At 64.7% G+C, this 11,511-nt stretch carries 3 protein-coding genes; all 3 read left to right on the top strand.

Annotated elements, in window-relative coordinates; genetic code table 11:
* Nucleotides 1–343: 343 nt before the first annotated feature.
* The 3 genes from FNH05_RS20850 (at nucleotide 344) to FNH05_RS20840 (ending at nucleotide 11,417) form a co-directional block, all read left to right on the top strand.
* Nucleotides 344–4,651 carry a LamG-like jellyroll fold domain-containing protein gene (locus tag FNH05_RS20850; protein WP_246127863.1) on the top strand — a complete coding sequence of 1,436 codons (4,308 nt, stop codon included), beginning with the start codon at nucleotides 344–346 and terminating at the stop codon, nucleotides 4,649–4,651.
* Between the two features lie 86 nt (nucleotides 4,652–4,737).
* Nucleotides 4,738–11,049: an RHS repeat-associated core domain-containing protein gene (locus FNH05_RS20845; RefSeq protein ID WP_246127864.1), complete on the top strand. Its 6,312-nt coding sequence runs from the start codon at nucleotides 4,738–4,740 to the stop codon at nucleotides 11,047–11,049.
* Nucleotides 11,025–11,417 carry a hypothetical protein gene (locus FNH05_RS20840; RefSeq protein ID WP_222426666.1) on the top strand — a complete coding sequence of 131 codons (393 nt, stop codon included), beginning with the start codon at nucleotides 11,025–11,027 and terminating at the stop codon, nucleotides 11,415–11,417. Before FNH05_RS20845 ends, FNH05_RS20840 begins: the two co-directional genes overlap by 25 nt.
* Nucleotides 11,418–11,511: the final 94 nt, after the last annotated feature.

Here is an 11,511-nt window from a genome sequence, read left to right as displayed (position 1 = left end):
GATGTAGCTCACATTGACCGCTTTGGTTATGTAAGCACTCTCACGATAGCTAACGAGAGAGCATGTCGGATTTATATTCATTTGTCCGTTTTGGATGATTGAAGTCCACCCAACTGGACTCTTTGCACTTCATCTGGATTATGTGGTCTACCGGTTCAGTGGATATAACTTCGCTTTGTTGGAAAATGTCTATCTGAGTGGAATTTAGCGTAGAGTGATCGTTTTGATCACCTGTTGGTGATTGATCCCTTTGGCTTATTCCTTGTTGGTTTGGTGTTTGCGAACCTTCTTGAGGTCGTGTGAATGGTAGGGACCATTCACCGGAGCGAGGGGGATCTCCGTAGTGAACGCCTTGTCGGCGCGTGGGTGGCTGCTGTCCTTGGTCAGCGTGTTTGCGGTCGTGGTTTCGGTCATCGAACCGGTCGGCGGGTTCGGGCTGGCCTCCGCTGCGGGGGCAAGTGTTCCCGATCAGGCGGCAGACGCTGCGACAGCGATGGTCTTCGCCCGGCAGGACCAGAAGGCGGTACTGGTTTCCTCGGCCACCACTGAGACGTCGCAGACCGTGGCGAATCCCGACGGGTCCTGGACTCTCACAGAGTACGAGCATCCGGTACGGGTCCGACAGGGCAACGTCTGGTCGGGTATCGACACAACACTGGTCAAACAATCGGACGGGAGCATCGGTCCGAAGGCGACCACGGTTGCACTGTCGCTCAACCCTGGTGGCGTGGGTTCGGCGAAGGTGCCGATCGTGACGGCAGGGGACCGTGACGGTCATTCGGTGGGCCTGCGGTGGGGATCGGACCTTCCTACGCCGACTTTGGCTGGTGACACCGCCACCTATGCCGAGTTGCTGCCCGGGGTTGACCTGACGGTGCGGGCGCTGCCGGAAGGCTATGTGGAGACCGTGGTCATCAAGACCCGCCAGGCGGCGCAGAATCCTAGCCTGGCGTCGATTCCTTTCGGGATCTACACGAGCAACACCACGGTTGGCATCGCGAAAGGGGAGGGGCACGGTCGCCCGACGACTGCCTCCGGCGCGGCCACCGATGGCTTCGTGGTGAAGGACGCGGCGGGAAAGGTCCTGTTTGACGGCGACGCGTCGCGCATGTGGGACTCCTCCGGTGCGGGTTCGGCGGCGCGGGCACAGCTCGGCGAGGGTGGTGGCCGCCGGGAATCGGTGATGAACGTCGCGCTGACCACCAACCAGGTCACTGTCTCCCCGGACAAGGCTTTCCTCGACGACCCCGCAACCCAGTACCCGGTGATGCTGGACCCCGACAACTGGTGCACCTCATGCGGGATCCAGGCGCACGTCGTGGTGCAATCCGGATACCCCACAGCGCACAACTACAACGCCACCACGGGTGACCTCAGCGACCTCAAAGCCGGGTACGAGACTCTCGACGCGGCCGGGGTGTCGAGGTCCTACGTGCAGATGAACGCCGCCCCGTTCGCGGGCACGAAGATTCACTCGGCAACGCTGAACACCACGGTCACGCACACCTACAACTGTTCCGGTACCGCGGCCACGGATCTCTGGCTCACCGGACCGGTCGACGCCAACACGACGTGGAACAGCCAGCCCGGCTGGACCTCCAAGCTCGGGTCGAGCAATGTCGCGAACTGCAACGACGCCCCGAACGTGGTGGGCCAGTTCGAAGCGACCACGGCTGTGCAGCAGTCGTCGGATCAGCGCTGGCCCAACGTCACGTTCATGCTGATCGGAAGCACGGAAAACTCGACCGCGGGGTGGCGGCGTTTCGCGCTGAATCCATACCTGCAGGTCAACTACGACTCCTATCCCAACGCACCGTGGAACTTGACGATGCAGAACGGCCGGTTCGGTTGCGTGCAGGGTACGAACCGGCCATGGCTGGCCACGAAGAACCCGCAACTGGCCGGCCTGGTATCCGATCCGGACGGGGGAACCCTCTTCGCGGGTTTCGCTGTCGGCGCGGGAACGGCGGGCAACAGCACCAACGTCCACGACAACAGCGGGAGCCTGGTGACCGTGGGCACCCCTGGCCAGAACCAGGCGGCCACGGCCCAGTTCGCCGCTGTTCCGGACGGATGGATCACCGCGGACGGCATCTACAACTGGTCGATGCAGGTCAATGACGGCGAACTCTGGTCCCCGTGGGTGGGTAGCTGCGAATTCGCGGTGGACAGTACGGCGCCGCTGGCTCCGGTGGTGAGCATGACCGACGCGACCCCGCCGGCGCACCAGGGCGACAGCGTGCATTTCAGCGTGTCGGTGAACATGGCCACGACCGGGTTCTACGACATCGACCACTTCATCTACAGCACCGACGGGGGCGAACCACAGCCTCAGGCATCACCCAGCATCAAGGCGACACAGGGCACCGACGGCAGCGGTAAACCGATCGCGACGGCCAAGCTGTCGGCGATAGCGATCAATGGAAACCAGAACTACATCAAGGTCAAGGCGGTGAACAAGGCGGGCACACCCGGCCCGGATGCGACCTGCACCGCCACCGGCAGCCTCGACGCGGCATCCTGCTCTTACCATGTCGTGCCCTATGTGCCGTCCAGCAATCTGGTGGGGGCTTGGGCACTGGATGAAATGGGCGGCCGGACGCTGGCCGACACGGTGAAGACGACACCGAACAACGACGGTGTGACCGCGCACGACGCGCAGTTGATGAACGGTGGCGACTGGGTCGCCGGCTACGACCACGGGAACTCCTGGACCCATCCTGATCTCGCCGGCTACAGCGAGGGAACCAAGGGCGCGTTGACGTTGGACGGTTCCACCGGCTTCGCCGACGCCGGTGCCCCGGTGGTGAACACGACGGGTTCGTTCACCGTGGCTGCCTGGGTGAAGCTCGGCAATACCAACAAGTTCCAGACGGTGCTCTCGCAGGACGGGAACCAGGCCAGCGGCTTTTACCTGCAGTACTCGCAGGTGGACAACGCGTGGGCGTTCAGCATGGTCACGGCCGATCAGGCCAGTCCCTCCGGTGTGGTCCGGGCCAAGTCGATGAGCCCGCCGACGGTGGGTGTCTGGACACATCTGGCCGGTACCTACGATGCCTCGACCGGGACGATGACCCTCTACGTCAACGGTTTCAAACAGGCTGTCGGTGTTCTGACGAGTTGGGCAGCCGGGGGCGATCTGGTGATCGGCGCGGGCAAGTACAACGGCGCCCGCAGTGACTACCTCACTGGGCAGGTCGACGATGTGCAGGTCTGGCAGCGGGTGCTGTCCGGCCAGGAGGCGCATGATCTGGCCAACGCCGCGGCTCCCGTGGCGAAGTACGGCCTCGCGGAAGGTTGCGCGTCGGCTCTGGGCTCTACAGCGTCTTCGCTGAACGGCAACTGGGCCTTCGACAACGGCACCGGCAGCATCGCCGCCGACACTGGCCCGTTCGCCAACGACCTGACCCTCAGCGGCGGCTACACCTGGACCACCGGTCACTCCGGTCAAGCGGTCCACTTCGACGGCACGACCGGCCAGGCCACCGCCGCCGCTCCCGCCGTGGACACGACGCAGGCGTTCACGGTATCCGCATGGGCCAAGCTGGACGACCTCAACGGTCTCTACACAGTGCTCACTCAAGGTGGCACCCAGACCGCCGGGTTCCAGCTGCGTTACTCCTCCGACGTCAACCGCTGGGTGTTCGGCATGACCACAGCGGATGACGCCACAGTGGACAATTACCACTGGGCCGTCGGACGGCAGGCACCCCAGGCCGGGGCCTGGACACTGCTGACCGGGGTGTTCGACCCGTCCACCATGGCAGTCCGGTTGTATGTCAACGGCAAGTTGGAAGGGCAGAACACCCTGCCCACGGTGTGGAGCACGAACGGTGGTTTCACCGTCGGCTCGAACATCGGCATCAGCAACTTCTTCAAGGGAACGATCGACGGGGTGCAGGTCTGGAGCCAGGCCCTGACCGACGACCAGATCGCCTCCCTCGCCGGATACAGCTATTTCGACTCCATCTCCGCCGCGCCCGGCACGGCCTCTGGGGGTGTGCAGCTGACGGCCGGTACGGATGCCTGCGCCGCGACCTTCGACAACACCTGGACCGGGCAGGTCGATGCCGGCCGCCCCGCGACCTTCCGCACGGACGGCTCCTACACCATCGAAGCCTGGGTCAACCGGACCTGGACCTCGGCTGACATCGCCGCGAAGGGAGCGGTCGATCCCAGCGGACGTGCAGCGGTGGGAGTGGACGACCCGCAATACTCGCCCGTGCTGCTCGGCTACCACAACTGGCCGGACGCGAACGGCAGCCCCCATCCCAAATGGACAGCGCTGATCAGCTCCTCGGCCACCAGCGGCGCTGCGTGGTACGGGATCAGCGATGCCGACGCCACCTACAACACCTGGGTCCACCTCGCCGTCACCTACGACGCGTCCACCAACATCATGGCCTTCTACGTCAACGGCGTGAAACAGAACACCTACCCCAACACCTCAGGTGGGCAAGGTGTCACCAGCCGTGCCAGCACGGGCGATCTCTTCCTCGGGCGCGGAGTCTGGAACGGGGCTCGCAACGACGAGTGGTATGGCGGGGTCGCGGGCGTACGGATCTACACGGGCCTGCGTGACCAGGGCGCACTCATCCGAGACGCCAAAGTCGACGATCCCGGCGCCATGTCCGGGCACACTCACCTCTGAGAACTGGGGCGGAACCCACCATGACTGTGCGCGGGAACCGGGCTCACGCCTGGGCGAGAACGACCGCTCTGATCACCGCGGTGATCATGCTGGGCTCATCCCAGCAGGCCATCGCACAACCAACAGGCTGGCACGGCCTGGGCTGGGATCTCCCACCGCTTCAGGCGAGCCGGTCGGTCGGGGGTGCCACTGGCAAGTTCTCCCCACCGCCGGCCGCCCCACCGCCGTCCGCGCCCGTCACGACGGCGGCGTGGCCCGCGGGGACCGCCCAGGTCGACCTTCCCGCCACAGCCAAGGGTGTCGGCTCGCCTGTCGCGCCGGCCGGCAAGCTTCCGGTCGCAGTCGGCCGCAGTGACTCGGCGGAGCGGCGGCCCGGCAAGGTCGAGGTCGAGACTCTCGACCACGGCAGCGCCGAGAAAGCCGGAATCCCGGGAACGCTGATCCGGCTCGCCCCGGTCACCGGCGATACCGGCGGGCCCATCACCGTCCACCTCGACTACCGCGGCTTCGCCAGCGCGTTCGGCGCCGACTTCGGCCGCCGCCTGCGGTTCCAGCAGTACCCCGCCTGTGTCCTGAGCACCCCGGACAGGCCGGAATGTCGGACCGCGACACCGGTCGAGTCGGCCAACAGTCCCAAAGACGGGCAGCTCACGGGTACCGTCACGCTCAACACGACGACCATGACCGTACTCGCGGCCACTGCGGGCACCAGCGGCGGCGGCGGGGACTTCACGGCCACCAACCTCTCCCCGGCGGGTACCTGGACGGCGGGTGGTTCGGGAGGCGACTTCTCCTACAGCTACCCGATCGCGGCCCCACCGGCGGCCGGTGCCAAGGCACCCAGCCTCGCGTTGAGTTACTCCTCCAGTTCCGTGGATGGGCGCACGTCCGCGACGAACAACCAGGCCTCGGCCATCGGTGACGGCTGGGAAATCGGCGGCGGCGGTTTTATCGAACGGTCCTACAAATCCTGTGCGCAGGACCTCGGCGGGAACAATGGCCAGACCAAGAGCGGCGATCTGTGCTGGTTCAGTGACAACGCCACCATGTCGCTCGGCGGCAGTAACGTCCAGCTCGTCAAGGACACTGCTTCCGGCGCGTGGCATCCGAAGTCTGACAACGGTTCCCGGGTCGAGAAGCTCATCGGTGCCGCGAACGGGGCGCAGGGCGGCGAGTACTGGAAGGTCACCACGGCCGACGGCACACAGTACTTCTTCGGCCTCAACCACCTGCCCGGCTGGCAGTCGGGTAACCCGGAGACCCAGTCCGCGTGGACTGAACCGGTCTTCGGCAACAACTCCGGTGAGCCATGCAACGCCGCGACCTTCGCCGCTTCCTGGTGCCAGCAGGCCTGGCGATGGAACCTCGACTACGTCGTCGACCCGCACGGTAACGCGATCAGCTACTACTACCAGTCCGAGACCAACAACTACGGGCTCAACCTCAACACCACGAGCGCGGGCACGCCCTACGTCCGCGGTGGTTACCTCACCCGCATCGAGTATGGGTTCAACACCGGGGTCGCCAACGTCTACTCCCATGCCCCGGCGCAGATCCTGTTCGACACGACCGAACGCTGCCTGCCCGGCGGCACCATCACCTGCGATCCGGCCCAGCTGAACTCCGGCACAGCGTCGTCCTGGCCGGACGTGCCCGCGGACCAGATCTGCGCCCCAGGCGCGACCTGTACGAACGTCGCCCCGAGCTTCTTCTCCCGCCGCCGGGTCATCGGCATCACGACCCAGGTCACCGATGGTGGTTCGGGCTGGAACACGGTCGACACCTGGGCGCTCGCCCAGTCGTTCCCAGCCAGCGGAGATGGTTCCAGCCCCGCGATGTGGCTGGACTCGGTGACCCGGACAGGCAAGGTGGGCGGCTCGATCTCCCTGCCACCCACGACGTTCCACCCGAAAGCACTGGCCAACCGCGTGGACACCAGCAGCATGTACACGGCGATCACGCGCAACCGGATCGACGCGATCACCAACGAGCAAGGCGGTGTCACGACCGTCAAGTACGCCGATCCGCAGTGTGTCGCGGGTTCGAACATGCCCGCGAACCCCGAGAGCAACACGATGGCGTGCTTCCCGAGCTACTGGACTCCGGGCGGCGCCACGGATCCGGTTCTCGACTGGTTCAACCTGTACCCGGTCACCGACATCACCGACGACGGCCGCACCACGCTGTCCCAGCAGGTGTTGACGCACTACGACTACGTCGGCGGTGGCGCGTGGCACCACGATGACAACCCGTTGGTAGATCCGAAGTACCGCACCTGGTCGCAGTGGCGTGGCTACGCCACGGTGAGAACCACCAAGGGGCAGGCCACCAGCGACCCGGCAGGCCCACCTGTCGTCACCCAGACGCTCTACCTGCGAGGGATGGACGGCGACACGCTCCCGGGCGGGGGAACCCGCAGCGTCTCGGTGACCGACAGCCTCGGCGAGAGCATCCCCGATGGCAAGGCACTGGCCGGTTTCACCCGGGAAAGCACGTCCTACCTCAATGGCCAGGTCATCGGCACCACGATCAACGATCCGTGGGTCTCCGCGGCGACCGCCACCGACGCCTCCGGTGCTCAGTCATTCTTCACGAACACCGGCACGAGCCGGACCAGAACCTGGATCGCCGCGACCAATCAGTGGCTAACGACCCGCAAGGGTGCGACCTTCGGCGCTTACGGCCTCGTGGTCACATCGGAAGACGACGGCGACGTCACCGACCCGAACCAGGCCAGCTGCACAAGAACCACCTACGCGCAGAACACCGGCGCCTGGCTGCTCAGCCTTCCCAGTCAGGTGCAGAAGACGGCAGGCACCTGCGATCAGGCCCCAGCCAGCGGCACCATCATCGCCGACCACCGTTTCTACTACGACCACCAGGCCTTCGGCGCCGCACCGACAATCGGTGACGTCACCCAGACCGATGAGCTGGACGCTTGGCCGTCGGGTGGAGCGGAGCAGTTCACCAGCCCGGCGACCACCGCCGGGTACGACAGCTACGGGCGGCTCGTGTCCAGTACCACCGCGCTTGGCCTCACCACCACAACGGCCTACACCCCCGCGACCGGGGGACCGGTTACTCGCGTCGATGTCACAACGCCACCGATCAGCGGCACCGACACCACGACGCTGACCTCGACCAAGTATCTCGACCCGGTCAGCGGCGCGGTCACCGCGGAGGTCGACAACAGTGGGCTGCGCACGGACGCGACCTACGACGCGCTGGGAAGGCTGACCGCGGTCTGGCGTCCAGGACACAGCAAGAGCGCGAACGCCCAGCCCGACGCCACCGTCGCCTACACCGTCAACAACAACGGACCAAGCGTCATCACCAGCAGCGCGCTGCTGTCCAGCGGCCAGTACGCCGCCAGCTATTCGCTCGTCGACGGGCTCGGCCGCACGGTACAGAAGCAGTCACCGACCCCGTACGCGCAGGGCGGCCGGCTCGTGGCGGACACGTTCTTCGACTCTCAGGGCCGGGCATGGAAGACGCACGACTCGTACTGGAACGGCGACTCGGGGCCGGGCACCACCCTGCTCGTCGTCCAGGACAACGCCGTGCCCAGTACGACGGTCACGGCGTTCGACACCGCGGGCCGCAAGATCGCGTCGATCTACCAGCTGTACGGCACAGAGCAGTGGCGGACCACGACTGTGTACGACGGCGACCGCACCACCACGATCCCGCCCCATGGCGGCACCGCGAAAACGGTCATCACCAACGGTCTCGGGCAGAAAATCAAGTCACTCGACTACAAGGACCCCGCCCATACCGGTACTGGCGATCCTGCGGACGCCACGACCTACACCTACACACATTCGGGCAAGCCAGCATCGGTGACCGATCCGACCGGCTCGAACACCTGGACGATGGGCTACGACCTGCACGGCCGCAAGGTGGTCTCCGCCGACCCCGATACCGGCACCAGCCACTTCGCCTATGACGCCGACGGCCGGTTGCTCACCAGCACCGACGGGCGCGGACGGACGCTGGCCTACACCTACGACAACCTGGGCCGCAAGACAGCGGAGTTCGATGGTTCGACCAGCAGCACGAAGCTGGTCTCCTGGACCTACGACACCCTGATGAAGGGCAAGGTCACCAGTTCGAGCCGGTACGCCAACGGAAAGACCTACACCAACGCCGTTACCGGATACGACGACGCCGGCCGATCGCAGGGCACGAAGGTCACCATCCCGCTCACCGAAACCGGGCTCGGCGGCAACTACCAATTCTCGACGAACTACGACGCCCTGACCGGTGCGGTGCATTCATTCACCAGCCCGGCGAAGGGGGGACTCGCGAACGAGACGATGGTGTGGCTGTACGACACTCTCGGCAATCCCTCGCAGCTCTATACCGCCGACTCCAACGGTGGCGGCACCCATCTGGTTTCCGAGACCGATTACAACCCTTACGGGCAGGTGCTGCGCACCAACTACCAAGATCCGAACGACCCAAATCAGATCGCGGTCACCAGCACCTACGAGGACGGCACCAACCGGCTGACCGGCACACTCGCCGAGCGGGCCACGACGACGAACTACGCGATCGCCAACCGGGCCTACACCTACGATCAGTCCGGCCAAATGACCAAAGTTGCCGATACGCCGCAGGGCGATTCGGCGGACGTGCAGTGCTACAACTACGACTACCTGCAACGGCTGGCACAGGCGTGGACCCCCGCTTCGGCTGACTGTGGCGCTGCGCCAACGGCGGCGGGGCTGGGTGGTGCGGCGCCGTACTGGACGTCGTGGACGTTCGACCAGATCGGGAACCGGCTCACGCAGGTTCAGCATGCCTCGACCGGGGACACGACTTCGACGTCGACCTATCCGCAGGCCGGGCAGCCGCAACCGCATGCCGCCACGACGTCGACCACGGCAAATGCCCAGGGCTCGACTCAGGTGGCCTACACCTACGACGCCGCGGGAAACAGCCTCACCGGCGGTCCCGCGGGAAACGGGCAGACCTTCACCTACGACACCGAAGGCCACATCGCGACCGCGACCGACGCTTCCGGGAAGGTCAGCAGCTACACCTACGACGCCGACGGCAACCGGTTCCTGACGAAGGACCCGTCCGGGACAACTCTGACCATCGGGGACCTGGAGATCTTCGTCGCCGCCGGCACGTCCACATCGGTCGCCACTCGCACCTACACCTACAACGGCCACGCCATCGCCGAACGCAACGGCAACACCGGCCTGGCCTGGTTGATGACGGACACGCAAGGCACGCCGTACGCCTCGGTGAACGCGAGCAACCTCGCAGTCACCAAACGATGGCAAGACCCCTACGGGGCCGCCCGTGGCCCGGCACCCACGGGCTGGCCGGACAAGCACGGGTTCCTCAACGGCTACCAGAACACCACCGGCCTCATACACCTCGGTGCCCGCGAATACGACCCGACCACAGGCCGCTTCATCACCGTCGACCCGCTGCTCAACGTGGGCGACACCCAGCAGATGAACGGCTACTCCTACGCCAGCGGCAACCCGGTCACCTTCTCCGATCCGTCCGGTTTATGTCGTGGGCCTGATGGTCTTTGCCCCTTGCCGGGTGGCGGATGGGGCGGCCCTCCTGGCTGTCACACCTGGAACTGGGGTTGCGATCCGGGAGCTAACAACCCCAAACCCAGCAACGCCAGCAACGCCAGCAACACCGGCGGTCTCGTCAGCTTCTACGGCGAACTTCTCAACACAACCCCGCTCAATGACCCCGAACACCTCCTACTCGCATCACACCATAGCTTCGATGAGTCACCATCCGTGAAACGAAGCAATGGGGTGTTCGACTTTCTCGCCGGCTATTTCAGTGGCGGAATGCCAATGGTGGAGTTCCTGTGTTCTCAACTGACGCACGCAGACAGAGAATGTAATCAAGGTGGCTCGTTAGCAAAACAATATTTGACACTCCGTGCCACCTCAGACTCGACCAGCTTCAAAATCGGAACAATAATCCCCGAAGTCATACAGTTTGTTGCAGCAATTGCTCAGCCGGAAATTGGGGCCGAAGAAGCCGCCGCAAATAGTGTCCCGAAGATGGCCTCTACGTTCGGCGGAAGAGATTCGGCTATAAAGAATATGATCAAATATTCGGAGCGTAATCCGATGGAAGGCTTTTTGGACGTTATTGGACATGGAGGGCCTGACGATATTGCCGGGCAGTCGGCTGCCGAGATTGCTGCCAAGATTGGGCCTGGCTTGGCGGGCCGGAACGTCAGGCTGTTATCGTGTTGGACGGCCTGCCCCTCGGGTTCCTTTGCACAGGATCTTGCAAACATCCTCAGGGTGCGGGTGCTGGCACCGACGACTGAGATCGGTGCAAGCGGCACAGGGAAGACGCTTACATTTTTTGATGGAGGTGAGTGGCGATCATTCGATCCGAACTGATTCTGATCGGCTACTGGCGGCGGAAGGCCGGGCGAGGATGGCCGGCGGACGACCGCTGGCCCTCTCCGGAGGATTTCGTAGACTCATCTTGGGACGCCGATGAGCGCGACCAGGTCGTGGACTATCTCGGCCGAGGTTTCATCGTGAGAGCCTGCATGGGCCTCTCCCCGTGCCGGATGTGCGGTCGGGCCAACGGTGCGCTTGAGCTGAGTGATGGGGTGTACGTTTGGCCGGAGGGACTCAAGCATTACGTGGAAGACCACGACGTTCGTCTCCCCGAACCATTTACCTCGCACGTACTCGCCAGCATCGAGGCCTTCGAGACTGCTGGCCGTGATGAGTCTTGGTGGCGTAGCTTCGTCGGCTGATCAACCGAGGGGCTCGCGCCTCAGCGGCCGCTGGCGGACTCACCCCATGACCACCCCTGTCCAGCAAGCCGTGTTGCCGCGTCGGGGCCTGTAC

It is taken from the genome of Amycolatopsis rhizosphaerae (assembly GCF_007713715.1).
Lineage (GTDB): Bacteria > Actinomycetota > Actinomycetes > Mycobacteriales > Pseudonocardiaceae > Amycolatopsis_E > Amycolatopsis_E rhizosphaerae.
This window is presented reverse-complemented; position numbering and strand designations above follow the sequence as displayed.